At 75.3% G+C, this 24,121-nt stretch carries 26 protein-coding genes; 9 read left to right on the top strand and 17 right to left on the bottom strand.

Translation table 11 applies throughout. The features are described 5' to 3' along the window. The first annotated feature begins 32 nt into the window (after positions 1-32). Positions 33-857 carry an SRPBCC family protein gene (locus ACU616_RS12895; protein ID WP_446758858.1) on the top strand — a complete coding sequence of 275 codons (825 nt, stop codon included), beginning with the start codon at positions 33-35 and terminating at the stop codon, positions 855-857. 63 nt (positions 858-920) lie between these two features. On the opposite strand, the gene ACU616_RS12900 is transcribed toward ACU616_RS12895, so the two are convergent. Further along, positions 921-1,409 (bottom strand): hypothetical protein, encoded by a 489-nt coding sequence (locus ACU616_RS12900; protein ID WP_446758859.1) that lies wholly within the window; start codon positions 1,407-1,409, stop codon positions 921-923. Between the two features lie 195 nt (positions 1,410-1,604). Here ACU616_RS12900 and ACU616_RS12905 point away from each other — a divergent pair, with 195 nt between their 5' ends. Then, entirely contained in the window at positions 1,605-2,663 is a 1,059-nt protein-coding gene (locus ACU616_RS12905; protein WP_446758860.1) for an aldo/keto reductase, read from the top strand. Between the two features lie 66 nt (positions 2,664-2,729). Here the strand turns inward: ACU616_RS12905 and ACU616_RS12910 are convergent, their stop codons facing one another. Next, positions 2,730-4,118 (bottom strand): PRC-barrel domain-containing protein, encoded by a 1,389-nt coding sequence (locus ACU616_RS12910; RefSeq protein ID WP_446758861.1) that lies wholly within the window; start codon positions 4,116-4,118, stop codon positions 2,730-2,732. 200 nt (positions 4,119-4,318) lie between these two features. Here ACU616_RS12910 and ACU616_RS12915 point away from each other — a divergent pair, with 200 nt between their 5' ends. Further along, entirely contained in the window at positions 4,319-4,645 is a 327-nt protein-coding gene (locus tag ACU616_RS12915; RefSeq protein ID WP_446758862.1) for a hypothetical protein, read from the top strand. Between the two features lie 62 nt (positions 4,646-4,707). Then, positions 4,708-5,349 carry a maleylpyruvate isomerase family mycothiol-dependent enzyme gene (locus ACU616_RS12920; protein WP_446758863.1) on the top strand — a complete coding sequence of 214 codons (642 nt, stop codon included), beginning with the start codon at positions 4,708-4,710 and terminating at the stop codon, positions 5,347-5,349. A gap of 3 nt (positions 5,350-5,352) precedes the next feature. Here the strand turns inward: ACU616_RS12920 and ACU616_RS12925 are convergent, their stop codons facing one another. Further along, the gene (locus ACU616_RS12925) at positions 5,353-5,598 is read right to left on the bottom strand and encodes a glutaredoxin family protein (protein ID WP_446758864.1); all 246 of its coding nucleotides are present in this window, start codon (positions 5,596-5,598) and stop codon (positions 5,353-5,355) included. A 92-nt stretch (positions 5,599-5,690) separates the two neighbouring features. Here ACU616_RS12925 and galE point away from each other — a divergent pair, with 92 nt between their 5' ends. Beyond that, complete coding sequence (galE, locus tag ACU616_RS12930) at positions 5,691-6,659, top strand: UDP-glucose 4-epimerase GalE (RefSeq protein WP_446758865.1); 969 nt, start codon at positions 5,691-5,693, stop codon at positions 6,657-6,659. A gap of 112 nt (positions 6,660-6,771) precedes the next feature. On the opposite strand, the gene ACU616_RS12935 is transcribed toward galE, so the two are convergent. The 9 genes from ACU616_RS12935 to ACU616_RS12975 all read right to left on the bottom strand — a co-directional run bounded on the left by ACU616_RS12935 (position 6,772) and on the right by ACU616_RS12975 (position 16,209). Further along, the gene (locus tag ACU616_RS12935; protein WP_446758866.1) at positions 6,772-7,494 is read right to left on the bottom strand and encodes a PIG-L deacetylase family protein; all 723 of its coding nucleotides are present in this window, start codon (positions 7,492-7,494) and stop codon (positions 6,772-6,774) included. Further along, positions 7,494-8,702, bottom strand: coding sequence for a glycosyltransferase family 4 protein (locus tag ACU616_RS12940; protein WP_446758867.1), 1,209 nt, complete (start codon positions 8,700-8,702; stop codon positions 7,494-7,496). Before ACU616_RS12940 ends, ACU616_RS12935 begins: the two co-directional genes overlap by 1 nt. Continuing rightward, positions 8,699-9,565: a sugar phosphate isomerase/epimerase family protein gene (locus tag ACU616_RS12945; protein ID WP_446758868.1), complete on the bottom strand. Its 867-nt coding sequence runs from the start codon at positions 9,563-9,565 to the stop codon at positions 8,699-8,701. The genes ACU616_RS12940 and ACU616_RS12945 overlap by 4 nt, the downstream gene beginning before the upstream one ends. Continuing rightward, positions 9,562-11,025 (bottom strand): YcaO-like family protein, encoded by a 1,464-nt coding sequence (locus ACU616_RS12950; protein WP_446758869.1) that lies wholly within the window; start codon positions 11,023-11,025, stop codon positions 9,562-9,564. Before ACU616_RS12950 ends, ACU616_RS12945 begins: the two co-directional genes overlap by 4 nt. Further along, complete coding sequence (locus ACU616_RS12955; protein WP_446758870.1) at positions 11,022-11,996, bottom strand: MBL fold metallo-hydrolase; 975 nt, start codon at positions 11,994-11,996, stop codon at positions 11,022-11,024. The genes ACU616_RS12950 and ACU616_RS12955 overlap by 4 nt, the downstream gene beginning before the upstream one ends. Further along, entirely contained in the window at positions 11,993-12,979 is a 987-nt protein-coding gene (locus tag ACU616_RS12960) for a Gfo/Idh/MocA family protein (RefSeq protein WP_446758871.1), read from the bottom strand. The genes ACU616_RS12955 and ACU616_RS12960 overlap by 4 nt, the downstream gene beginning before the upstream one ends. Before the next feature lie 100 nt (positions 12,980-13,079). Beyond that, a complete protein-coding gene (locus tag ACU616_RS12965) occupies positions 13,080-14,105 on the bottom strand; it encodes a class I SAM-dependent methyltransferase (RefSeq protein WP_446758872.1) in 1,026 nt (341 codons plus the stop codon). Further along, a complete protein-coding gene (locus ACU616_RS12970) occupies positions 14,102-15,022 on the bottom strand; it encodes a hypothetical protein (protein ID WP_446758873.1) in 921 nt (306 codons plus the stop codon). The genes ACU616_RS12965 and ACU616_RS12970 overlap by 4 nt, the downstream gene beginning before the upstream one ends. Continuing rightward, positions 15,019-16,209, bottom strand: coding sequence for an inositol-3-phosphate synthase (locus ACU616_RS12975; RefSeq protein ID WP_446761476.1), 1,191 nt, complete (start codon positions 16,207-16,209; stop codon positions 15,019-15,021). Before ACU616_RS12975 ends, ACU616_RS12970 begins: the two co-directional genes overlap by 4 nt. A 248-nt stretch (positions 16,210-16,457) precedes the next feature. On the opposite strand from ACU616_RS12975, the gene ACU616_RS12980 reads away from it, so the two are divergent. Continuing rightward, positions 16,458-17,165 (top strand): hypothetical protein, encoded by a 708-nt coding sequence (locus ACU616_RS12980; RefSeq protein ID WP_446758874.1) that lies wholly within the window; start codon positions 16,458-16,460, stop codon positions 17,163-17,165. Between the two features lie 216 nt (positions 17,166-17,381). Here the strand turns inward: ACU616_RS12980 and ACU616_RS12985 are convergent, their stop codons facing one another. The 5 genes from ACU616_RS12985 to ACU616_RS13005 all read right to left on the bottom strand — a co-directional run bounded on the left by ACU616_RS12985 (position 17,382) and on the right by ACU616_RS13005 (position 22,008). Beyond that, positions 17,382-17,921, bottom strand: coding sequence for a PaaI family thioesterase (locus tag ACU616_RS12985; protein ID WP_446758875.1), 540 nt, complete (start codon positions 17,919-17,921; stop codon positions 17,382-17,384). Beyond that, entirely contained in the window at positions 17,911-18,417 is a 507-nt protein-coding gene (locus tag ACU616_RS12990) for a winged helix-turn-helix transcriptional regulator (RefSeq protein WP_446758876.1), read from the bottom strand. The genes ACU616_RS12985 and ACU616_RS12990 overlap by 11 nt, the downstream gene beginning before the upstream one ends. 157 nt (positions 18,418-18,574) lie before the next feature. Further along, the gene (locus ACU616_RS12995) at positions 18,575-19,348 is read right to left on the bottom strand and encodes a succinate dehydrogenase/fumarate reductase iron-sulfur subunit (protein ID WP_446758877.1); all 774 of its coding nucleotides are present in this window, start codon (positions 19,346-19,348) and stop codon (positions 18,575-18,577) included. Beyond that, positions 19,349-21,295 (bottom strand): fumarate reductase/succinate dehydrogenase flavoprotein subunit, encoded by a 1,947-nt coding sequence (locus ACU616_RS13000; protein WP_446758878.1) that lies wholly within the window; start codon positions 21,293-21,295, stop codon positions 19,349-19,351. A 17-nt stretch (positions 21,296-21,312) separates the two neighbouring features. Then, positions 21,313-22,008 carry a succinate dehydrogenase cytochrome b subunit gene (locus tag ACU616_RS13005; RefSeq protein WP_446758879.1) on the bottom strand — a complete coding sequence of 232 codons (696 nt, stop codon included), beginning with the start codon at positions 22,006-22,008 and terminating at the stop codon, positions 21,313-21,315. Between the two features lie 167 nt (positions 22,009-22,175). Between ACU616_RS13005 and ACU616_RS13010 the strand changes: the two genes are divergently transcribed. From ACU616_RS13010 to ACU616_RS13020, 3 genes are all read left to right on the top strand, one after another. Further along, positions 22,176-22,784, top strand: coding sequence for a sulfite oxidase-like oxidoreductase (locus ACU616_RS13010; protein ID WP_446758880.1), 609 nt, complete (start codon positions 22,176-22,178; stop codon positions 22,782-22,784). Continuing rightward, a complete protein-coding gene (locus ACU616_RS13015) occupies positions 22,777-23,517 on the top strand; it encodes an FAD-binding oxidoreductase (protein WP_446758881.1) in 741 nt (246 codons plus the stop codon). The genes ACU616_RS13010 and ACU616_RS13015 overlap by 8 nt, the downstream gene beginning before the upstream one ends. A gap of 64 nt (positions 23,518-23,581) precedes the next feature. Continuing rightward, entirely contained in the window at positions 23,582-24,100 is a 519-nt protein-coding gene (locus ACU616_RS13020; protein WP_446758882.1) for an N-acetyltransferase family protein, read from the top strand. The last annotated feature ends 21 nt before the right edge of the window (positions 24,101-24,121 follow it).

The following is a 24,121-nucleotide window of genomic DNA, read 5'->3' on the forward strand; positions in this document are numbered from 1 at the left end:
ACGGACCACCACCCCGCAACGGAGGAGGAACAGTGACCACCAAGGTCGAGAAGTCGATCCAGGTCGACGTCCCGGTGACCACGGCCTACAACCAGTGGACCCAGTTCGAGGACTTTCCCCACTTCATGGGCGGGGTGAAGGAGGTCCGCCAGCTCGGCGACGACCGCATGCACTGGGTCGCCGAGATCGGCGGCGTCAAGCGGGAGTGGGACGCCGCCGTCCTGGAGCAGGTGCCCGACCAGAAGGTCGCCTGGGCCGCCACGAGCGGCGCGACCAACGCCGGTGCGGTCCGCTTCCAGCCCGCCGGGCCGAACTCGACGATCGTCTACCTGGAGCTCGAGTACGAGCCCGAGGGCCTCGTGGAGCAGGTGGGCGACAAGCTCGGCATCGTCGGGCGGCAGGCCGAGTCCGACCTCGAGCGGTTCAAGCGGCTCATCGAGGACCAGGGGTACGCCAGCGGCGCGTGGCGCGGCTCGGTCAACGAGCACCTCGACGTCGGCACGCCGACCACGGGTGACGCCTACGGCTCGCACGGCGACAAGGGCAAGGCCGGCGTCTCGGGCAAGGCGGTCGCCGCCGGCGTCGCGGCCGTGGCCGGTGTCGCGGCGGCCGCGGCCGCGGCCACGTCGGGCAGCAGGGAGCAGGAGACCCGGCCGGTCGAGCAGCCGGAGGGTGTCGTCCAGCCGCAGGAGGTGACGGTCGTGGAGCAGCCGCCGCCGGACGCGGTGGTGCGCGACGACGTGCTGGTCCCGGAGTCCGACCCCGAGGGGTACACCGCCACGAGCTCCACCGAGGGCGTCGAGCGGGGGGTGCGCCCCGACGGCGACGACCCGATGATCGGCGGCGGCAGCCGCTGACCCGCGCGGTCGGTGGGGGAGACGACGTCTCCTCCACCGACCGGCGTCCGGGGGAGCGGGAGCTCAGCCGAGCACGAGGGAGAGGGTCAGCGTCGCGGTCCCGTCCCCGTGCTCGAGGAAGACGCCGTCGCCCCGGGCCGTCCGGTAGTCGCCGGACCCACCGGTGACCGCCAGGGTCTTCTCCGGCGGCGGCGCGTTCTCGAACGCGTAGGCGACGGTCCCCTCGCCGTCCAGCGTCGCCACCGCGGTGCAGTTCGAGAGCCCGGAGGGGTCGACCACCACGCAGCTGCCGACCTCGTGGCCGACGTCGGCGCCGTTCCGCTGCAGCCGGTCGGAGAACACGATGACGTCCGCGGCGGAGGGGCCCGGCTCGCCGAGGTCGGTATAGCTGAACGGGCTCGTGACGACGTGGAACTCGAGGACCACCTCGCGGACGTCGCCGTCCCCGCCGCCGCCCGGGTCGGCGCCGGCCACGGCTCCGGACACCAGCAGGGCCGAGGCGACGACGGCGGTGCCCACCACCGCGACTCGGGCGGTGCGTCGTGGGGTCATGGTGGCCTCCTGGAGGGGTTCGGGCGGGTCGGGTCCGACCACACGGGCGCCCGACCCTGCGCCGACCGGGCGGCCGAGGACAGGGCCCACGGCCTCTGGCGTCCCGCCGGCCCGAGGACGTCCCAGCGGTGGCGGCCCGCCGTCGGCTGGGGCAGCGTCGGCCGTGTCGCCCGCCGTCCCGCCAGCGTGGCGCACGTGACCGTCGAGGACAGGAGCACCGTCGTGGAGCACCGCACGCTCGGCCGCAGCGGCTGCGCGGTCTCGTCCCTGTGCCTGGGCACCATGACCTTCGGCGCCGAGACCGACGAGGCCGGCGCGCACGAGCAGCTCGACGTCTTCGTCGAGGCCGGCGGCACGCTGGTCGACACCGCCGACGTCTACTCGGCCGGCGTCGCGGAGGAGATGGTCGGGCGCTGGCTCGCCTCCCGGCCGGCCGACGTCCGCGACCGCGTCGTCCTCGCCACCAAGGGCCGGATGCCGATGGGCGCCGAGCCCAACGCCGTCGGCAACTCCCGCCGGCACCTGCGCCGCGCGCTGGAGGACTCGCTGCGCCGGCTCGGCGTCGAGCACGTCGACCTCTACCAGCTGCACGCCTGGGACCCGCACACCCCGCTCGAGGAGACGCTGCGCTTCCTCGACGACGCGGTGCACGCGGGGCAGATCGCCTACCCGGGCCTGTCGAACTTCCTCGGCTGGCAGGTGCAGAAGGCCGTCGACCTCGCCGAGCGCGAGCACCTGGCCGTGCCGGTCACGCTGCAGCCCTCCTACAGCCTGCTGGTGCGGCAGATCGAGTTCGAGATCGTCCCCGCCTGCCTGCACAACGGCCTGGGGCTGCTGCCCTGGGGACCGCTGGCCGGCGGCTGGCTGTCAGGCAAGTACACCCGCGACCAGCGGCCCGAGGGCGCCACCCGGCTCGGTGAGGACCCCGGCCGCGGCATGGAGGCCTACGACCGGGTCGGCGGGCGGGCGCGCACGTGGGACGTGCTGGAGGCCGTGCAGGACGTCGCCGAGGCGCGCGGGGCGTCGATGGCGCAGGTCGCGCTCGCCTGGCTCGCCGCCCGGCCCGCGGTGACCTCGGTGATCCTCGGCGCCCGGACGACGGAGCAGCTGCGGGGCAACCTGGGTGCCGTCGACCTCGTCCTGGACGACGCCGAGACCGCCCGCCTCGACGCCGTCAGCGAGCCCGGTGCCGCCGACTACCCCTACGGCGACGTCGGCACCGAGCAGCGCAGCCGGGACCTGTCCGGCGCCTGACGCCGGAGCGGCCGGGTCCCGGCGGGACCCGGCCGCTCCGCCGTGGTGTCGCAGCGCGTCGTGCCGCTACGCGCGACCGGTGGCCCGGCCGACCGCCTGCACGATCTGCTCGTACCGCGGCCGCCCGGCCTGCGCGCCGAGGACGTAGCCGGTGCCCATGCCCAGCCCCAGCGAGGTCAGCCGGGCCGCCCGCTTGGCGCGCTTCTCCACCCGGTGCGCGCTCCTGGCCACCGCCTTGGGGACCTCCTCGACCCGGCGCTCGGCCTGCATCGCCGCCCGCAGACCCGACTGCCCGAGCTCCGCGGCGGCCTCGGCCGCCTTGGACGCGGCGGTGACCGCGAGCACGGAGCCCGCGTCCAGCGCCCGGTTGGCACTCTGCGCGCCGGCGTCCACGCCGCGTCGCAGGGCCGACCCCGTCGTCGCCAGCAGCGGACCGGCCGCGGTGGCGGCCTCCGCCGCCCGGGCGCGGGCGGTCGACGACGCCGACGTCAGCAGCGGAGCGGCTGCCGCGGCCGCCGCGGCGGCACGTGCTCGCACGACCGGACCGGCGGCGGCGGCCCGCTGCGCGGCGATGACCGTTGCGCGGCCGACCTGCTCCGCGCCGGTCCGCGACACCGTCCCCAGCCGGCCGGCCGTCGTGCCCGCGAGGGGCGCGACCGACGCCGAGAGCCGCTGCGTGCCCGCCCGCGACGCCGTCGCCACGCGCGCGGCCGTCGTGCTCGCGAGGGGCGCGACCGACGCCGACAGGTGCTGCAGGCGCGCCCGGCCGGCCGCCGGGACGGCGACCGCCCGGCGCGCCGTCCTCCGCTGGGTCCGCCGCGCCTGCTGCGCCGCGCGCGCGGCGCCCCGGCCCGCCCGGCGGGACGCCCGCCGCGCCGGCCGCGATCCCCGCCGCGCCGGTCGCCGGCCGCGGCGGACCGTGGAGAAGACCACCGCCCCGACGCCCAGCAGCGCGGCCACCGCGCCGCCGACCTGCGCCGCCCGCGCGGCCGCGCTCGTCGGCGGCTGCTCGGCCAGTCCGAAGTCGGAGTCACCGGGCTGCGCCACCGGCGGCGGGGGCGTGTCCGGCACCGCCTCCGGGTCGCGCGGCGCGACCTCCGGCTCGGCCTCGGCGGCCGGCAGCACGCTCTCCGAGGCCTCCGTCGAGTACTGGATGCCGTAGTGGAGGTAGAGCTGGGCCTCCTGGTCGGTGGTCAGCTCGCGGCTCTCGCCGAACCGCGGGGCCGCGACGACGGCGGTGCGCTCGACCACCACGCGCACCCGGCCGTCGACCTCGCTCGCGTCGAGCAGCGGGACGACGACCGTCTCGCCGTCCACGGTGGCGTAGAGCCACTCCGGCGAGCCGGTCTCGTCGTCGGCCAGCAGGTGCGTGATCGCGCCGATCTCGGCGTCGTCGCGGCCGACCACCGTCATGCCGACCCAGTTCCGGACCGAGTCCCGGTCGGGCAGTGCCATGGCCGTTCTCCCCTGTTCGCGCAGGCGGAGCCCTGGTGGCCCGCCCCTCTCGAGGCCGCCGTACCCCGGTCTCCTCCGCCCAACCGGACGTCGGTCCCGGCCCCGGCGGCGGAAAGCAGCAGCTCACCGGCGCGGTCCTCCGGGCCTGCGGGACGGCTGCTCGCGTTGACGTGCCGGTGCGGGGAGACCACGCTGCGGCGATGAGCGTCGTCCCGTTGCCGACCGCGGGCCGGTGGACCTGGGAGAGCGCCCGCGGCCGCACCCGGGCCGTCCGCGTCTCGCCGCACGCCGAGACCGGCCTGCTCGCCCTCAGTCTCTGGCGGGACGACCGGTGCGTGGGCAGCGTGCACCTCACACCCGAGGAGGCGGCCTCCCTGGTCGGGCGGCTGTCGGAGGCCCTGGCCGGCCTGGCCGTGCCCCCGGCTCCCGCCCCGGCCGAGGTCCACCCGGTACCCGCCGTCGAGGACCGGCTCGCGTCCCTGGAGCGGCGGCTCCGCGCGCTGGAGGAGGGGACCCCGCCGGCCTGACCGATGAGTCCCGGCCACGCGCCTGGTCCATCCTGCGACGGGACAGGACGGGGAGGGACGACGTGACGACGGACGACGGGATCCGCAAGGCGACGGCGGCCGAGCGGCGCGCGCAGGTGGCGATGTACTCCTCGCTGAGCGACGGGCAGTGGGACGCGCCGAGCCTGTGCGCGGGGTGGCGGGTGCGGGAGGTGCTCGCGCACACGACGATGCCCTTCCGCTACTCGACCGGCCGGGTGCTGCTCGGGCTGGTGCGAGCCCGGGGGAGCTTCGACCGGTTCGCCGACCGCGCCGCCCGTCGTGACGCCGCCGGCACGAGCCCGGAGGGGCTGGTCGCCGCGCTGCGCGACAACGTGGACACCGCGTGGTCCCCGCCAGGCGGCGGCCCGCTCGGTGCGCTGTCGCACGACGTCATCCACGGTCTCGACGTCTCGGTCGCGCTCGGTCTCGACGACCGGTACGCCGCTCCGGAGCGGTGCGCCCTGGTGCTCTCCGGCCTGCGCCCGAAGCAGCTGCGGCTGTTCGGCGTCGACCTGGACGGCGTCCGGCTGCGGGCCACCGACGCCGACTGGTCCTACGGCGACGGAGAGGTCGTCGAGGGCCGGGCGCAGGACCTGCTGGTCGCGGTCTGCGGCCGCCGGCAGCCCGCCGGGCGGCTGACCGGTCCGGCGGCCGGACGGCTGGCCGCCGGCTCCCCGGGCTGACCGTCAGCCGCGCGCCGCCTCCTGCACCTCGCGCAGCGAGGGGTTGGTCAGGTACCGCCCACCGACCACGACGGTGGGGGAGACCTCCCAGCCCTCCGGGTGGTGGGCGCGGACGGCGGCGGCGGCCTCCGGGTCGTCGGCGAAGCGCACCGAGCGGTGGGGGAAGCGGGTCAGCGCCATCTTCGCCCGCAGCTTCGCCGAGTAGGGGCAGCCCGGCTTGTAGTACACGGTGACGGCCTGGTCGGTCACGGCGGTCCTCCCTCGGGTCCTGCGGTCGGCACGGTCCCAGGACGGCCGGTCGTGGGCAAGCGGGTCGCGCGGGGAGCAGGCAGGCTGGGCAGGTGAGCTGGCTGGTCACCGGGGGAGCCGGGTACGTCGGGGCGCACGTCGTGCACGCGATGGTGGCGGCCGGGGAGGACGTCGTCGTCCTCGACGACCTGTCCACCGGCGACGCCGGGCGGCTGGCCGGCCTCCCGCAGGTGCGGCTCGAGGTCGGCTCGGTCCGCGACCGCGGCATGGTCCGCCGGGTGCTGCGCGAGAACGGCGTCGCCGGCGTCGTCCACCTCGCCGGCCGCAAGCAGGTGGCCGAGTCGGTCGCCGACCCGCTGCGCTACTGGGCCGAGAACGTCGAGGGGCTCGTCGCGCTGCTCGAGGGCTGCCGGGCCAAGGGCGTCACCCGCTTCGTGTTCTCCTCCAGCGCCGCGGTGTACGGCATGCCCGACGCCGACCGGGTTGCCGAGGACACCGCCTGCTGCCCGCTGTCCCCGTACGGCCGCACCAAGCTCGCCGGGGAGGACGTGCTCCGCGACTGCGCCGTCTGGGGCCTGACCGCGACCAGCCTGCGCTACTTCAACGTCGCCGGCGCCGCCGCCCCCGAGCTCGGCGACCGGGGGACGGCGAACCTGGTGCCGCTGGTCTTCGAGGCCCTCGACGCCGGCCGGCCGCCGCTGCTGTTCGGCGACGACCACCCGACGCCCGACGGCAGCTGCGTGCGGGACTTCGTGCACGTCTCCGATGTCGCCGACGCGCACGTGGCCGCCGCCCGCGCGCTCGCCGCGGGCCGGCCGGGCGGCACCTACAACGTGGGCCGCGGCGAGGGCAGCAGCGTGCTGGAGGTGCTGCGCGTCGTCGGCGAGGTCACCGGCGGGGACACCACCCCGGAGGTGACCGGCCGGCGCCCGGGCGACCCGGCGCGGGTGGTCGCCGCCGTCGACCGGATCGGCCGGGACCTGGGCTTCTGGGCCACCCGCGACCTGCGGCAGATGATCACCAGCGCCTGGGAGGCCTGGCGCGCTCTGCAGCCGCTCTGACCCCTCCCGCGCGACCTCGTGCTCTGCCCACGGGAGTGGGCAGAGCACGAAGGGGCGCCGGGGGACCTGCCCCGGAGCCAGTAGTGCTCTGCCTACCGGGGTGGGCAGAGCACTACGGGGCCCGGGACACCACGGCCTGGGCGAGCTCCCGGGCGGCGGCGTCGGCGAGGAGCACCTCCGGCAGGCCGGCCAGCGCGGCGCGCATGGCCTCGGCGCCGCCGAACTGGAAGCCGAGCTGGGTCCCGTAGCAGGCGCACGCGTCGGCCCGCCGGCCCAGGTCCTGCGGCAGCTCGACCGGTGCCAGGCCGCCGGGCAGGTCCGGACCCGGCCGGGCCGCCGGGTCGCGCAGCACGTACGGCGAGTCCCGCCACCACAGCACCGGCCGGCCGGTGCCGGCCACCGCCCGCAGGACCTGCAGGTGGTCGACGTGCGCCCCGAGCGCCTGCGGGGCGAGCCAGAGGTCCCCGGGCAGGCCGGTCAGCGCCGCGCGGACGTCCGCCCAGGCGCCGTCGTCCTCGTGCGCGCCGGCGAACAGCTCCGCCGCGCTCTCGTATCCGCGGTGCGGCGCCTCCGGCAGGTCCAGGTGCAGCGGTGTCGCGCCGAGCACCGCCATGGCGGCGGCGTCCTCGTCGCGGCGCAGGGCCATGTAGTCGACGTCGGCCGGCAGGCCCTTGTCCAGCTGGCAGGCCAGCGCGAAGCCCCGCGGCCCGGGGACGCTGCGCGTGAAGCAGGTGACCACGGTGACCTCGAGCCCGGCGTCGGCCAGGGCGGCGAGCGTGCCCCCGACGGAGAACGCGGCGTCGTCGAGGTGCGGGCTGACCGCGGTGACCTGCATCAGAGCAGGTGCGCGGCCGACCGGAACCGGCAGGAGAGGTCGACCTCCGGCGGCATCGTCCAGTCCGCGGACGGCGTCGACCCGGCCACGTCCCGGTACACCGCGTCGATCGAGCGGGCCAGCACCGGCCAGGAGTAGAGCCGGCGCACCTCCTCCAGCGCCGTCGTCGCCAGCCGCTCCCGCAGCGCGCGGTCGGTCAGCAGCCGGTCGAGTGCCACGCGCAGCCCGGCGACGTCACCCGGGGTGTGCAGCAGGCCGTTCTCGCCGTCGCGCAGGCAGTCGACGACGCCGACGCTGTCGGTGCTCACCGTCGGCAGCCCGCTGGCCATGGCCTCCAGCAGCGTGTTGGAGAAGCCCTCGCTGTAGGTGGGGCTGACGAAGACGTCGGCCGAGCGGTAGACCGCCGGCGCCTCGTCGGGCGGCACGTAGCCGAGGAACGCCGTCCGCCCGTCGGCGCGGGCGCGGGCCTCGTCGAGGTCGGGGCCGATGCCGGAGACGACCAGCCGGACGCCCTGGGGCAGCGCCTCGAGCAGGTCGAGCACGCCCTTGCGGCGGTCGACCCGGCCGTGGAACAGCAGCACCGGCGGGTCCTGCAGCGACCCGAGCGGCCGCTCGGCCGGGGTGAACCGGCGGGTGTCGGTGGCGCCGGGGACGATCGTGAACCGCGCCGGGTCCGAGCCCAGGTTGCCGACCACCTCGTCGCGGAAGCTGGCGCTGCCGATGAGGACGGCGTCCGAGGCGTCGACGACGGTGCGCATCGCGTGCGCGTGGGTGGTGCAGCAGGTGCCCACCCAGTGCCCGTCGCCGCCCTGGATGCTCACCACGGCGGGCAGCCCGGTCTGCCGCGCCGCGGCCAGCACCGCCAGCCCCGGCGGGTAGCCGTACTGCGCGTGCAGCACGTCGAAGGGGCGCTCGGCGTGCAGGTCGAGCACCGTGCGCACGATCCCGGCGATGTCGCCCTCCCAGTCGGCGGGGACGACGGTCTCCCCGCGGCTGGGCAGCGCGTGCACCTCGACGCCGGCGGGCACCCGGTCGGGCGGAGGCGGGCCGCCGCCGTAGACGCGGGTGCCGGCCTCGTCGTCGCGGTACTGGCTCACCAGCACCACCTCGTGGCCGAGGGCCACCAGCTCGCGCAGCAGGTTCTCCGCGTAGACGCTCATCCCGCTGACCGCCGGCCAGTAGCGGCGGCTGACGAAGCAGATCCTCATCCGCCGGCTGCCACCAGCGTCGCCATCGACCGCGGCACCATCTCGTGCGCCCGGTGGCTGTCCCGGGACAGCTCCAGGGTGACCAGCTTCCGGTAGTCGACGTCCACGAGCGCCTGCAGGACCGCCGGCAGGTCCAGGTCCCCCTCGTCGAGCGGCAGGTGGTCGTGCACGCCGCGGCGCATGCCCTCCACCGCGACGGTGCCGAGTTCGGGGGCGAACGCCTCGACCGCCTTCTCCGGCGCCCAGGCGTCGTCGACGAGGCAGTGCCCCGTGTCGAGCGCCAGCGTGAGGCCGGGGACGGCGTCGCGCAGGCGCAACCAGTCGTCGCAGTTGTTCACGAGCATGCCGGGCTCGGGCTCGACCGCCAGCGCGTAGGACCGGCCGCCGTGGCTGTCGACGAGCGCGCGCATGCCGTCGGTGGCCCACCGCCACGCCTGCTCGAGGTCCACCCCCCGACCCGGGACGCCGGGCCAGAAGCTCACCGCCTCGGCGCGCAGCACCTCGGCCAGGTCGCAGGCCAGCCGCAGGTAGGCCAGCCGCCGCGCCCGGCCCTCGGCGTCCGCGGTGACGAACGTCGGCTCGTGCTTGACCCGCGGGTCGAGCAGGAACCGGGCGCCGGTCTCCACGACGACGTCGAGCCCGAGCTCGTCGCACCGGGTGCGGACGCGCTCGGCCCGGGCGAACGCGTCGGGGGCGAACGGGTCGAGGTGCACCACGTCCAGCGTGAGCGCGACCCCCGCGTAACCGGAGTCGGCCAGCATCGACAGCGCGTCGTCGAGGCGGTGGTGGGCCAGGCCGTTGGTGTTGTACGCGTAGCGCAGCCGGGTGCTCCGCTCCTGCGGCGACCTCGCGAGCCCGGTCACCGGCCCAGCACCTCCGCGACCACGTGCCGGCCGGGTTCGCGGTACAACGCGTACAGCGCGCCCACCCGCCGGTCGGCGCCCGCCCGGTCGAACCAGGCCGGCCCGCCCAGGCGCTCCTCGGCGTCGGCGGACAGGTGCACCCGGGCCCAGCCGCCCGGGTCGGTCCCCACGGCGACCAGCCGGTCACCGTGCTCTCTCAGCCGTCGCACGCCACGCTCCCCGATCCGTCCGTAGGACATCGTCTCGACCTCCAGCCCCGGCACGAGCACCTTGGCCGCCACCGCCTCGCCGACCGAGGGCTGCAGCTCCACCAGCACGTCGTGGCCGGCCGCCTGCACCGCGCCGGTGACCTGCGCGTGCAGGTCGTGCCCACGCCAGACGGGCAGGTCGCCCAGCGCCACGGTCGACCGGCGGGACAGCACCGTGTCCTGCAGCAGGTCGACCAGGGCGGTGGTGCCCATCCGCGTCCAGGCCAGCATCGCCTGCAGCGCGCGGTCCTCCTCGACCAGCCGCTCCGGAGGGTGCCCGGTGCGCCAGTGGTCGAGGTAGCCCGGCGGGGTGGCCGGCAGGACGACGTCGTAGGGCCCGTGCATGAACGCCTTGCGCGCGCGGGCCGACGCGAACTCGTGCAGCGCCTTGCGGACGGCGGTGTCGCGGTCGGGGTGGGCCGCCTCGCCGCAGGCGGTGGCCATCACCGGCACCGGCTCCGAGGCGTCCCGCGAGCAGCCCACCGCGTACACGTCGACGACGCCGAACTCCGTCGAGGCCAGCTTGACCACGACGTCGATGCCGGCGGCGTCGAGCCGGTCGAGCAGTGCCAGCGCGTCGGGGTCGGCGAGGCCGTCGAGGTCGACGACGACGCCGCGGTCCATCGCCCGGAACGCCGTCGCGTTGCCGTCGCGCTGCAGCACCTCCAGCAGCGCGTGGGTGACCGCGCGGTCGGCGTCGAACGCCGCGCCCTGGCCGTTGGTGATGACCGTGGTGAGCCAGCCGCCGGGCGGCGGGTCGCCGGGCAGGTCGTCGGGCGCCGAGGCCACCAGCTCGGCCGGCACCAGCACCTGCTCGCCGTCGCGCAGCCGGGTCATCGGCAGCCACTGCAGCGGCCGGTCGTCGTCGTACGGGCTGCCCGCCTCCAGGCACAGCTCGCGCGGGTCGGCGACGCGGTCGCGGCCGTGCCGACGGCTCATCTCGGCGTAGGAGCCCTGCTCGCGGACGACGCCCTGGTGCGCGCGCAGCGACAGCGCCATCTCGGCCATCTCGCCCATCGCGCCGGTGCGGGCCTCCTCCCGGGTGGCGCCGTAGCCCAGCCCGCTGCCGCCCGGGTGCAGCTCCGAGGGCGGCAGGACGGCGCTGTGCAGCGGCACGTCGAGGACGTCGATGCCGGCGATGGCGAAGTCCTCGACCGGCGTGGGGAAGCTGTCGCGGTAGCGCTGCGACGGCGCGACCTCGGTCGTCGTCACAGCTCCTCCAGCGGGACGGGCGCGGCGTCCGGCGGCCCGGACAGCAGCCGCTGCACCAGGTGGACGACGTGGTCGGTGGTGACCCCGGGGACCATCTCGAACGGCGTCGCGACCACCTCGAAGTCCAGCTCCGCGACGACGGCGAGCATCTCCCGCAGCTCCCCGTGCGAGAGCGGGATCTGCGCGTGGAACGCCTTGTGCGCGGACAGCGCGACCGGCTCGCCGTCGGGGGAGAGGTCGACCTTGAGCGAGTCGCCGCAGAAGAGGACGCCGCGGCGGGCGTCGTGCAGCACCGAGTGCCCGGGGAAGTGGCCGCCGGTGCGGTGCAGGGTGAGGTCGGGGGCGAGGGTCAGGACGTCGTCGGCCGGCCAGGTGACCCGGAAGGCCTTGGTCCAGACCAGGTCGTGCACGTTGACGCACACCACCCGCGGCTCGAGCTCCTGCTGCAGTTGCCACAGCGCGCCGTACCCGTGCACGTGCGACGACGCCAGCACCGGGAAGCCGCCCTTCTCGGCCGCCATCCGGCGCAGCTCGGCGAGCATGTCGGCGGTGTACCAGGGGGCGCACTCGAAGCCGACCAGGCCGATGTCGGTCTCGATCACCCAGCCGCGGCTGTCGAGGCCGAAGCGCGGCTCGGTGCCGAACTCGGTGACGCCGTCGACCGGCGCCGGCCGCCAGGACCCGGTGACCAGCTCGTCGGCCTGCTTGTCGGTGACGAACTCGAAGCCGTGCTCGGGCAGCGCGTTGCGCACGTCGGCGCAGACCGGGCAGACCACCGGCCCGGGCGCCGGCCAGCGCTGCCAGTGCCCGCAGTTGGTGCACGCGTAGGCGGGCAGGTCGGGCAGCAGGCCGCGGTAGGGGTTGGTGTCGACCTGGCTGGTGCCGTGCCGGGCGCCAGTGCCGTCAGCAGTGAGGTCGGCGGCGGGGTCGGTGGCCCGGTCGATGGCGCCGGGCACGTCGGGGGAGCTCACGGGGTCCCTCTCTCCAGAGCGGTCAGGAGCAGGCGGTGCAGGGCGAGGTCGCGGGACGGGGCGTACGGCCACCGAGCGCGGCCCGCGACCGCGTCGGTGAAGGCGGCGAACTGCGCCTGGAACGGCGAGGTGCCGGCGAACGGCACGTCCACCGGGTCGGGGCGGTACAGCGTCAGGGAGCCCCCCGCCGTCTGGCCCATGGTGTCGACGGCGACGGCCATCCCGCGGGTGCCGACCACCTCCAGCCGGCGGCGGGGCAGCGCGTCGGGGGTGTTGAACGCGACGTGCAGGCCGACCAGCACCCCGCCGTCGGTCGTGCCGGTGAGCAGGGCGCCGTCGTCGACGCCGTAGTCGTGCACCCGGGTCTGCAGCAGCGCCGAGAGCGTGGTGACGTCCTCGCCGAGCAGCGTGCCGGCCAGGTCCAGCCCGTGCGGGGCCAGGTCAATGGCGGCGCCGCCGCCAGCGCGGGCGGGGTCGACCCGCCAGTTGTCGTGCGGCCGGCCGTCGGGCGTCCAGTCGCCGGGCAGCCAGCAGCAGTAGACGATCCGCACCGCGGTGACCGTGCCCAGCTCGGGCACGAGCTCGCGCAGTCGCACGTGGGCGGGGTGCCAGCGCTGGTCGTAGGCGGTGCCGAGCAGCACGCCGGCCTGCGCGCACGCGTCGACCAGCGCCTGCGCGTCGCCGGCGTCGGCGGCCAGCGGCTTCTCGCACAGCACGGCCTTGCCGGCCACGGCGGCCGCCTCGACCAGCGCCCGGTGCCCGGCGTTGGGCACGGCGACGTAGACCGCGTCCAGGCCCGGGGTGGCGAGGAAGTCCGCCAGGTCGGTGCTCCGCCGCGCGCCCTCGACCGGCATCCGCTCCGTCGCGGCGGGGTCGAGGTCGTGCAGCGCGACCACCCGGGCGCCGGGGACGGCGAGCAGCGCGGGCAGCGCGTGGTCGCGGGCCACCCACCCGCACCCGGCGACGCCCCACCCGACGCTCACCGGACCCGCTCCCGTCGTCCGTCCGCGAGATCTGCACAGTGGTGGCCATCAGGCCCTGATGGCCACCACTGTGCAGATCTCGCGCGGAGGACGGGCGTGCTCACCAGGCCTCCGGGAGGTCGACGAGCAGCCGGCGACGGGCGGCGTCGGCGGGGAGCGGGTCGGGCCAGCGCTGCGGCAGGTGGGAGGAGCGCGGCCCGTACTCGGCGGCGTAGCGCTCGCTCGGCCAGGTCAGCACGCCGTCGCGGTAGAGCGGGTTGGGCGCCAGCGGCGGCAGCGGCTCGCCGAGGTCGACCGGCGCCGGGGCGAGCGGGTCGCCGGCCACCAGGGCGATCGCCTCGCTCGCGTGCAGGTCGGCCGGGTCGGCCGGCCGGGGCGGGCGGCCCGCCAGCAGCGAGCGGGTCAGCTCGTCGTCGTCGTAGAGCAGCGCGGTGCCGAGGACCTCCGCGTAGCCCTCGGGCGTCAGCGGCTGCCCGTGCGGGTCGGCGACGTGCGCGTGCCCGACGACGACGGTGCCGCCGTCCCCGGCCAGCGCGCGCATCGCCGCGGCGGCGGCCGGCTTGTCGCGCAGGAAGTAGAAGGCGTCGTGGCACGTGACGTAGGCGGGGGAGCCGACCTGCAGGTCCGGCGAGGCGGTGAGGTCGGCGCACACGTAGCGGGCGTCCGGGCAGACGAACCGCCGCGCCAGCCACAGCTTGGCCCACACGACGTCCACGCCGAGGAGGTCGGCGCACCCGCGGCGGGACAGCTCGCGCAGGTGCGCGCCGATCCCGCAGGCGACGTCGACCACCGGCCTGCTGCCGGGCCAGTGCTGCTGCAGCAGCGCCAGGCCGGCCAGGTGGGTGGGGTCCGACCAGCGGTGCGCGAAGTAGTCGGCCACCCTGCCCATGCCGAGGAGGGTCATCGCCTCGCGCAGCGTGCGGGCGGCGGGGACGCGGGCCAGCTGCTCGGGCGGGGGCGGCGGCTCGGTCCACCAGTCGTCGGCGTCGGCCAGCAGGAGCACCCGCGCCCGGTCGACCTCCCCGGCGGCGACCAGCTCGCCGACCCGGTCGCGCAGGTCGTCGCGGCCGGCCCGGGCGTAGGGGATCCCGTCGACGACCGGTGCGTCGAGCAGCGTGCCGGTCACAGACCCGCCGCCCCCAGGACGGCGAGGTGGTAGCCCTGCACCGGTCCGGCGTGCACCAGCTCGAGGTCGTCGAGCGCCTGGGCGGCGGTGAACGCCGCCGCCCGCGCGTGGTGGTGCACCTGCAGCACCCGGTCGAGGACGTCGGCGGCGTGGAAGGCCCGCGCCTCCGGCACCTCGGCGCCCGGCCGCAGCGCCAGCACCGCGCGCAGCCGCCCGGCGAGCGGTCCCGGCAGGTCGGCCAGCTCGCGCTCCTCCAGCGTGGCCACCACCCGCTCGAGGGCGTTCCCGAGCAGCACCTCGCCGGCGAAGCCGGCGTCGGGCAGGACGACGTTGTGCAGGTGGTGGCCCAGGCCCAGCAGGAACGGCTCGACGGGGTCGGCGCCCACCACCGGCGCCACGAGCACCGAGTAGACCGCGACGGTGAGGCAGTGGTCGCCGTGGCTCTCCGGCGGCTCCACCACCACCCGCGGCTTCCCCGGTGCGGTGGCGCCGGCGCGCGGCTGCGCGTTGAGGGCACCGGCCAGCGCGGGAGCGGGACCGGGCGCCGGCAGCGGCCCGAGGGACGCCCGCAGCCGGTCGCGCAGGCCGTCGTCCAGCGGGCCGGCCACCTCGTCGAACGCGCGGCGCAGGACGCCGAGCGCCTCGTCGTCGGAGAGCCCGGCGGAGGTCAGCACACCGGTGTCGATGCCGGCCAGCCGGGCGCGGGCGACGGCGGCCGCCGTCTCGGAGTACGCGACGGCGCCGACGTCCTCGCCGGACACCAGCCGCGCCCACGCCCGGGCGAAGGCCTGCTCGGCCAGGGAGCCGGGTGTGCCGGCCACCCGCACCCGCTTGGCGTCGCCGATCTCGGCGAGCAGAGGGCGCAGCGCGGCGAGCGGGGCGAGCGTGGCGGCAGGCGAGGGGGCGAGGCCGGTCACCGGCCGGCTGCGCCGGCGGCCAGCCAGTCGAGCAGTGCGGTCTCCTGCCGGTGGAGGGCGTGCTCGGGGACGCTGCCGTCGGCGGTCATGGGCGCCTTGAAGAACCAGCCGAGCTGCCGCTGCACACCGCCCTCACCGCGCTGCTGGGCGAGGTCGGTCAGCCGGGCCAGCTCGAGGGCCAGCGGTGCGGCGAGTATCGAGTCGCGGCACTGGAAGTCGACCTTGACCTGCATGCGCTGGCCGAGGAAGCCGACCAGGTCGATGGCGTCCCAGGCCTCCTTCTGGTCGCCGCGGGGCCGGTAGTAGTCGATGCGGACGACGTGGTCCTCGACCGGGTAGCCGAGGATCGAGTCGAGCACGCTGCCCTTGGTGTTCAGCTTGCTGGCCAGCGAGTCGGGGTCGTCGAGGGCGAGGCCGTCGCGGTTGCCGAGGATGTTGGTGGAGTACCAGCCCTCGACGGTCAGCGACCGGCTGCGGAAGGCCGGCGCGAGGACGGTCTTCATCATCGTCTGGCCGGTCTTGCCGTCCTTGCCGGCGATCGGGACGCCGCGGGCCTCGGCGAACGCGGTGAGCGCCGGGACGTCGGCGGCCAGCGACGGCGTGAAGTTGACGTAGCCGACGCCCTCGGCGATGGCGGCGTAGGCATAGACCATCGCCGGGGTGATCGCGCGGTCGTCGGCGTCCAGCCCGTCCTCGAAGGCCTCGACCGTCTGCAGCGCGGGCGCCTCCGGGTCGGGCCAGCGCTCGGTGGAGGCCAGGTTGACCAGCACCAGGCCGTCGAGGGACTCCTCCTCGCGGAAGCGGCGCAGGTCGGCACGGACGGCGTCGACCTGCGCGCGGCGGGTCGCGGCCAGCACCACGTTGCCGCCGGTGACGTTGCGGCAGAAGTCGGCGTCGCCGGCCGCCGGCCAGGGCGTGACGCCCGAGAGCGCCGGACCGGCCTGCTCGAGCTGACGGGACTCCAGGACGCCGTGCTGCTCGGCGGCCTTGCGCAGGTCGGAGCCGTCGAGGTCCCACCCGCGGACGACGAGGGAGTCGTACCCGACCAGACCGGTCGTCTCCTCGACCGGCCCGCCGGCCACCTCCAGGCCGGCCAGGGGCAGGCCGTCGGTGCCCGCGGCCCCGGTGCGGACCAGTTCGAGGCCCGCGACCGCGGTCGTGGCGACCGCACCTCCGAGACCCACCACAGCAATGCCGACGCGACGAGAACCCTGCGACAAGACGACCTCCGCACACCTCGGGGTGGACCCGCTCCACTCCGTCCCGAGCCTGGCACAGGAGCATTCCGGTCGCCGGGTGAACTCAAGATTCTGGCCCGCAACCCGGTGGCCCACGGTGTGCTGGCGTCGGCCGGCTCCCGGAGGGTTCCCGGAGGCCTCCCGCGGGCGCGGGGACCGGGCCAGGATGGGAGCCCCGAGCCGACCAGGAGCGCGCCGTGACCCAGCCGCCGTACGCCCAGCAGCCGTCCGCCCAGCAGCCGTCCGCCCAGCAGCCGTCCGCCCAGCAGCCGTTCCCCCAGCAGCCGTACGAGCAACCCCCCGGTCCGCCCACCGCGGCGATGGTGGTGCCGCGCTTCACCGTCCGCCAGCGGATCACGGTGATGGTCAACCGCTACGAGATCCGGGCGGTGGCACCGGACGGCAGCGAGGGCGGGCTGCTGGCGATGGCCCAGCAGAAGCGGCTCAAGCTCAAGGAGGAGGTGGTCTTCACCGCCGACGAGGCCCGCACCCGTCCCGTCTTCTCCTTCCGCGCCCGCCAGCGGCTCGACGTCCACGCCCAGCACGACGTGTTCGACGAGCAGGGCCGCGTGCTCGGCACCTTCGGCAAGCGGTTCGGCGCCAGCCTGCTGCGGTCCACCTGGGACCTCGGCGTCCCCGGGCTGACCGCCGTGGGCCGCGAGCGCCGGCCGTTCATCGCGATCCTGCGGCGGGTCTGGACGCTCATCCCCTACCTCGGCGACGTCTGGGTGCCCTTCGTCTTCCACTTCGACTTCCTCGACTCGGCGACCGGCGCCCCGGTGCTGGTGGTCGAGCGGCGCAAGTCCATCCGCGACCGCTACGACGTCTCCGTCCCGGACCCGCGGCTGGACTTCCGCGTCGCCGCCGCCATGGCCGTGGCCCTCGACGCCCTGCAGAGCCGCTGACGCCGGTGCCGGCCCTCCACGACGAACCGGCCGGCGACTCCTGCGACGACGTCGACGGCCCGGGCCGTCATCCGCCAGGAGCGGCCGGCGCACCGGGCTCGACGCCGCGGTACGGCGTGCCGGAGGTGCGGGCGTGCGCCACGGAGGTCGTCGGCGACGCCGTGGACCCGGTCCAGGGGCGGCGGTCGGGTGCCGCCGGCGTCACCGGCCGAGCACTCACGCGGGCAGCGGGAACACCAGCAGCGAGCTCGACGCGGTCGCCACGAGCCGGCCGGTCGCGTCGAGCACCTGGCCCTCGGCGAAGGCCACGCGCCGTCCCGGCTTGACCACCGTGCCGACGGCGGTGAGCGGCCCGCTGGCCTGCGTCACCGCCCGCAGGTAGGTCACCTTCAGCTCGATCGACGTGTAGCCGACCCCCTGCGGCAGCGTGGAGTGCACCGCGCAGCCGGCGACGGTGTCGAGGAGCGTGCAGACCAGCCCGCCGTGCACCACCCCGATGGGGTTGTAGACCGACTCGTCGACGGTGCAGGTGAACTCCACCCGCCCCTCCTCGACGGCCACCAGGTCCATCTGCACCAGCGGGGTGACCGGCGGCGGCGGCAGCTCGCGGTCGAGCAGTGCCCGCAGCGCCTCCAGGCCCGAGCGCTCACGGATGCCGGCCGCGGTGACCATCGGGTCGTACCAGGTGACGGTGCGCGAGCGCGGTTCCCCCCACGCGGCCGGTGCCGCGGTGTCGTCGCCGGCCTCAGTGCTCATGCCGCTCCTCCGCGGGCAGCCCGGACAGGAGGCGCCCGGCGGGGGTCAGCACCCGCTCGACCCGGCTGCCGTTCACCGGCTCGCCGCACGTGCGGCACACCCACTCGGCGTCGACGACGTGCTCCTCGTGCCCGGCCGGCGCGTGGTGCAGCCGAACCGGCGGCTCCTCGGCCGCCCAGCGGTCGCCCCACTGCAGCAGCGCCTGCAGCACCGGCAGCAGGTCGCGGCCGGAGGCGGTGAGGTGGTAGCCCGAGCGGGGCGGTGCGTCGCTGTACTGCCGCCGCTCCAGCACGCCGGCGGCCACCAGCGCGTTGAGCCGCGCGGTGAGCCGGTCGCGGGGCGCGCCGGTGCCGCGGGCGATGTCGCTGAAGCGGTGGTTGCCCAGCGACACCTCGCGGACGACGAGCAGCGACCAGCGCTCGCCGACCAGCTCCAGGGCGGCGGCGATCGAGCAGGGGCGGCCGGGCAGACCGGCCAGGTCGAACGAAGCGGTCACCCTATCAGTTTGCCCGTCGAACCGACGTCGCGCCACACCCCGGGAACGCCGGCAGGCGGGGACCCCGTGGGGTCCCCGCCTGCCGCGGTGACGTGCCGGCCCCCTCGCAGGGCCCCGCTGCGAGCTCGCGAGCAGTGGGGGGCGAGGGGGTCCCTTGTCAGCTCTTGGGACGCGCACCGGCGCGCAGGGCGCCGAGCAGGTCGTGGTTGAGCCGGGAGATGTTCTCCATCGAGATGCCCTTCGGGCAGCTGGCGGAGCACTCACCGATGTTGGTGCAGCCGCCGAAGCCCTCGAGGTCCTGCTGGTGGATCATGTTGACGACGCGGTCGTCGCGCTCGGGCTGGCCCTGCGGCATGAGGCCCAGGTGCGTCACCTTCGAAGCGGTGAACAGCATCGAGGAGGCGTTCGGGCAGGCCGCCACGCAGGCGCCGCAGCCGATGCAGGTGGCGGCGTCGAACGCGGCGTCGGAGTCCTTCTTCGCGACCAGGATCGAGTGCGCCTCGGGGGCGGTCCCGGTCGGGGCGCTGATGTAGCCGCCGGACTGGATGATCCGGTCGAGGGCCCCGCGGTCGACGGCGAGGTCCTTGATGACCGGGAACGCCGTCGCGCGCCACGGCTCGACGTCGATCGTGTCGCCGTCCTTGAACGACCGCATGTGCAGCTGGCACGTCGTCGTCTGCGGGTGGCCCGGGAACAGCCCGTTGCCGTGCGCGCGGCCGTTGATCATGACGCCGCACGACCCGCAGATGCCCTCACGGCAGTCGTGGTCGAAGGAGACCGGCTCCTGGCCGTCGAGGATCAGTTGCTCGTTGAGGACGTCCAGCATCTCGAGGAAGGACATGTCCGGGGAGATGTCGGTGACCTCGTAGGTCACCATCTTCCCCTTCTCCGTCCGGTCCCGCTGACGCCAGACGCGCAACTTGAGGTTCATCTACTTGTAGCTCCGCTGGGCGAGGTGGACGTACTCGAACTCGAGGGCTTCCTTGTGCAGGACCGGTGGGGCGCCTTCCGGCGTCCACTCCCAGGCGGCGACGTAGGCGTAGTTCTCGTCGTCGCGCAGGGCCTCACCCTCGGGGGTCTGGCTCTCGGCCCGGAAGTGGCCGCCGCAGCTCTCGTTGCGGTGCAGGGCGTCGACGCACATGAGCTCGGCGAGCTCGATGAAGTCGGCGACCCGGCCCGCGTGCTCCAGGCTCTGGTTGAAGCGGCCCAGCTCGCCGGGCACCTTCACGTTGGTCCAGAACTCCTGGCGGATCTCGGGGATCCGGTCGAGCGCCTTGCGCAGGCTCTCCTCCGAGCGCTCCATGCCGCACAGGTCGAACATCAGGCGGCCGAGCTCGCGGTGGAAGGAGGCGGTGGTCCGGTTGCCGTTGATCGACAGCAGCCGCTCGGTCTGCGCCCGGACGCCCTCGAGCGCCTCGAGGGCCGCCGGGTGCTGCGGGTCGACCGCGCCGAACGGGCCGGAGGCCAGGTAGTCGTTGATCGTGTTCGGCAGGACGAAGTAGCCGTCGGCCAGGCCCTGCATCAGCGCGCTGGCGCCGAGCCGGTTGGCGCCGTGGTCGGAGAAGTTGGCCTCCCCGATCACGAACAGGCCGGGGATGTTGGACTGCAGGTCGTAGTCGACCCACAGCCCGCCCATCGTGTAGTGGACCGCCGGGTAGATCCGCATGGGGACCTCGTAGGGGTCCTCACCGGTGATCTGGGCGTACATGTCGAAGAGGTTGCCGTACTTGGCCTCGATGGCCGGCCGGCCCAGGCGCTGCATGGCCTCGGCGAAGTCGAGGTACACGCCCTTGCCCTCGGGGCCGACGCCGCGGCCCTCGTCGCAGACGTTCTTGGCCTGCCGCGAGGCGATGTCGCGGGGGACCAGGTTGCCGAACGAGGGGTAGAGCCGCTCGAGGTAGTAGTCGCGTTCGGACTCGGGGATGTCGCGCGGGTCGCGGGTGTCGCCGCGCTCCTTGGGCACCCACACCCGGCCGTCGTTGCGCAGCGACTCGCTCATCAGCGTGAGCTTCGACTGGTACTCGCCGTGCACCGGGATGCAGGTCGGGTGGATCTGCGTGTAGCAGGGGTTGGCGAACAGCGCGCCGCGCTTGTGCGCCCGCCAGATCGCCGTGGCGTTGGAGCCCTTGGCGTTCGTGGACAGGTAGAAGACGTTGCTGTAGCCACCGGTGGCCAGCACGACCGCGTCGGCGAAGTGGGTGCTGATCTCGCCGGTGATGAGGTCGCGGGCCACGATGCCGCGGGCCCGGCCGTCGACGACGATCAGGTCGAGCATCTCGGTGCGCGGGAACTGCTCGACGGTGCCGGCCGCCATCTGCCGCTCGAGGGCCTGGTAGGCGCCGTAGAGCAGCTGCTGGCCCGTCTGGCCGCGGGCGTAGAAGGTCCGCGAGACCTGGGTGCCGCCGAAGGAGCGGTTGTCGAGCAGGCCGCCGTACTCGCGGGCGAAGGGCACGCCCTGGGCGACGCACTGGTCGATGATGTTGACGCTCATCTCGGCCAGCCGGTGCACGTTGTTCTCGCGAGAGCGGAAGTCGCCGCCCTTGACCGTGTCGTAGAACAGCCGGTGCACCGAGTCGCCGTCGTTGCGGTAGTTCTTCGCGGCGTTGATGCCACCCTGCGCGGCGACGCTGTGCGCGCGGCGCGGGCTGTCCTGGTACCAGAACGACTTGACCTTGTAGCCGGCCTCGCCGAGCGTGGCGGCGGCCGAGCCGCCGGCCAGGCCGGTGCCGACGACGATGACGGTCAGCTTGCGGCGGTTGGCCGGGTTGACCAGCTTGGCCCGGAAGCGGCGCTCGCTCCAGCGCTCGCCGATCGGGACGTCCATCGGGGCCTTGGTGTCGGCGATGGGCTCGCCGACGGTGAACAGTTCGAGGGCCATCTGTGGTTGCTCCTGGTTCAGCCGACGAGCCCGAAGAGGACGCTGAGCGGCGGGATGAGGAAGCCGGCGGTCAGCACCACGGCGAAGACCGTGGCGAAGGCGTTGACCGTGCGCTCCCGCGTCTTGTTGCTCTGACCCAGGGTCTGGGTCGCACTCCAGACGCCGTGCCGCAGGTGGAAGCCGAGCGCGAGCAGGGCGATCACGTACACCGCGGTCACGATCGGGTTGGAGAAGCCGGCGATCACGCGGTCGTAGGGAGTGGAGTCGGGCCCCTCGGGGTTCGCCACCCCGAGCGTGAGGTCGAGGATGTGGTAGACGATGAACAGCCCGAGGATCACGCCGCCCCACCGCATGGTCCGCGAGGCGTAGCTCTGGGCCACGGCCCGCTTGGTCACGTAGCCGTGCGGCCGGGCGCGCTTGGCCTGCCGCCACAGCGAGATGGCCGCCCAGATGTGCGCGACCACCGCGGCCAGCAGGACCACGCGGATGATCCACAGTGTCGTCTGCTCCGGCACGGCCGGCTCGCCGATCGTGCGGATCCAGTGGGAGTACCCGTTGAAGGTCTCCGCGCCGGCGAAGACCTTCAGGTTCCCGATCATGTGCGCGATCAGGTACAGCACCAAGATGATGCCGCTGACCGCCATCACCGCCTTCTTGAAGACCGAGCTGGTCTTCGCGGCCTTCGGGGTCCTGCGCTGGCCCGAGTGCGTCACCGTCACCACGGCACCAAAGTTAGGCTCGTTACCCACCTCCCGGCCATGTGGACACGCAGTGACTCACCTCATGTAAGGGAACCCTGAGCGCAGGTCAGGACGTTGGTGGTCCTCCGCCGGGCCCGGGAGCCCGCCGGGCCCCGGACCGCCCGATCGGAGGAGGACACGTGGCAGGACCGACCAGGGGGTTCCTGGGTCGCCGGCGGGAGCGGGACCCGCGGCTGCCCCCCGGCCAGTACGACGTGGGGGCCGACTGGCCGGTGCTGACCGCCGAGCCCACCCCGCGCATCACCCCGGAGACCTGGAGCGTCACCGTCGACGGCCGGGTGGAGGCCCCGACCACGTGGACCTGGGACGAGGTGCACCGGCTGCCGGGCTCGGACTACCGCGGCGACATCCACTGCGTGACCACCTGGTCGAAGTTCGACACGCACTTCGCCGGCGTCAGCGTCGACACCCTGCTCGAGGCCGCCCGGCCCACCGCCGAGGCGGCGTTCGTCGTGGCGACGGCCAAGACCGGCTACACCACCAACCTCCCGCTGGCCGACGTCACCGGCGGCAGGGCCTGGCTGGTCTGGCAGTTCGGTGGGCAGCCGCTGCCGGTGGAGCACGGCGGCCCGGTGCGGCTGCTGGTGCCGCACCTCTACTTCTGGAAGAGCGCCAAGTGGGTGACCCGGCTGACCCTGCTCACCCGCGACCAGCCCGGCTTCTGGGAGCAGAACGGCTACCACGACCGCGGCGACCCCTGGCGCGAGCAGCGCTACCAGGGTGACTGAGCCGGTCCTGGGGCTCTCCCCGAGCGGGCGCCGGGCCCCGGCCGGGGGCTGGCGGACGGCGACGGTCACCGCCGTCGACCGGCCGACGCCGCGCGGGGTGCAGCTGCGCCTCGACGTCGCCGACCGGGTCGACCACCTGCCCGGTCAGCACTACGTCGTCCGGCTCACCGCGGAGGACGGCTACCGGGCGCAGCGCTCCTACTCGGTGGCCTCGGCGCCGTCGGACCCGCAGGTGGAGCTGTTCGTCGAGCGGCTCGAGGACGGCGAGGTGTCGGGCTACCTGGCCGACGTCGTCGAGCCCGGCGACGTCCTGGAGGTGCGCGGGCCCATCGGCGGCTGGTTCGTCTGGGACGGCGAGGACCCGGCGCTGCTGGTGGGCGGCGGCAGCGGCGTCGTCCCGCTGGTCGCGATGCTGCGCACCGCCCGCGACCTCGGCCGCACCGACCTGCTGCGGATCGCCGTCGCGGCCCGCACCCGTGCGCTGCTGCCCTACGCCGACGAGCTGGCCGCCGCCGGGGCGCTGCTGGCGCTCAGCCGCGAGCCCTCCGGGATCCGCCCGGGCGGCCGGTTGACCGCGGCCGACCTGGTGCCGCTGGTCGAGCCGGGGCAGACGGCGTTCGTGTGCGGGTCGGCGGCGTTCGCCGAGGCGGCCAGCGGGCTGGTGGTGGAGCTGGGGGTGGCGCCGGCCGACGTCCGCGTCGAGCGGTTCGGCCCCAGCGGCGGTCCGGCCTGACGGCCGGGGCGGCGCCCAGGGGGCGGGGGCCGGGTGACCGGCCGCACGTACGAGGATCGAGGGCATGCCGACCGCCGACGTGAGCGCCGTCGACGTCGTCGACCCGGACCTGCGGAGCGCGCTGCTCACCTGCTGGACCGACGTCACGAACGCCGGCGGGGCGGTCGGCTTCGTCCCGCCGGTCACCGAGGCGCAGCTGGCGCCCTTCCTCGACTCGCTGCTGGAGCGGGTCGCGCAGGGCCGCGAGCGGCTGGTCGTGCTCCGGGTCGACGGCGAGCTCGCCGGCTGGGCGGTGCTGTCCCTGTCGGTGAGCCCGCTGCGCCGGCACTGGGCCACCGTCCTGCGCGTGCAGGTGCACCCGAGCCGGCAGGGCCGGGGCCTGGGCCGGGTGCTGCTCTCCGGCGTCCACGACGTCGCGCGCGACCGCGGCCTGGAGATGCTGCACCTGACCGTGCGCAGCGGCTACGGCCTCGAGCGGTTCTACGCCGGCCTCGGCTACCGCGAGTTCGGGCGGATGCCCGGCGCGATCCGGCTGGCACCCGGCGACGACCGCGCGGAGCTCCACCTGTTCGTGCGGCTGTAGGAGGACCCTGCGTCCCCCCGC

The organism is Geodermatophilus sp. URMC 62, from assembly GCF_052931475.1.